The organism is Pyrobaculum sp. (assembly GCF_049971835.1).
Taxonomy (GTDB): domain Archaea; phylum Thermoproteota; class Thermoprotei; order Thermoproteales; family Thermoproteaceae; genus Pyrobaculum.
In genome coordinates this window covers 1-724 of the sequence record NZ_JBMFKV010000406.1, presented here as the reverse complement: position 1 = coordinate 724, position 724 = coordinate 1, and the positions used below count along the sequence as shown (strand labels likewise).

The following is a 724-nucleotide window of genomic DNA, read 5'->3' as shown; positions in this document are numbered from 1 at the left end:
CCTAGAGGCAATGCGCCACAGGATCTGCGACACTATCGACGGCCCACTTCACAGCGCCGTGTATCGCCTCAATACACGAGCCGGCGCCTCCGCAGATCATACACTCTAGACGCAGAACCCCTAGGCGCAATAGAGGAGAGCCGTTCCAGAAAGGCCTCTAGAGGCCGCGGCGCCGAGGTCTTGAGTAGATCCCCGGAGGGTGGCTGAGGAGGTTGTGCAAGAGCTGAGGAAGGCCTACGAGGAGGCGGCGAGAAAAGTCGGCGGGACACTCGACCGCTACACACAGCCGGAGGAGTACTGGGCTGGGGTGGCGCGGGAGATGGCCTTCGAAAACGCGTCGCTGACGCGGTACTTCCTCTCCTGGCTCTCCGCCTACCTATGGGCGGTGGAGGGTAGGGAGGAGAGGGCCGTGGCTGACTCCCTCACCGCCAATAAGGCTGTGGCGGAGTTCCTCACAGCCGCCGTCATGGGAGACGGGAGTATACAGACTGAAAAAGTGACGCTGACCATAGGCAAATTCTCCACGCGGGGAGAGGAGGACGAGGCGGGTAGAGAGGGCGCAGGCGGAGCCAGGGCAAAAGAGGAAGAGGCTGGGGCCATAACCCACATACACAAGGCGGCGCTGGCGCTGGGCGTTCTGAAGGCGGCCGGGCACGAGCCGGAGAGGGTATACGCCAAGGCCGAGGGCGACAGGACGTGGTTTGAGCTGGCGTGGGGCGTAGAG

General features: G+C 63.5%; 1 protein-coding gene. It reads left to right on the top strand.

The features are described 5' to 3' along the window. Positions 1–199 precede the first annotated feature (199 nt). Positions 200–724 (top strand): hypothetical protein (locus ACP5J3_RS14975; RefSeq protein WP_428496403.1); only part of this gene is annotated, 525 nt, incomplete at its 3' end.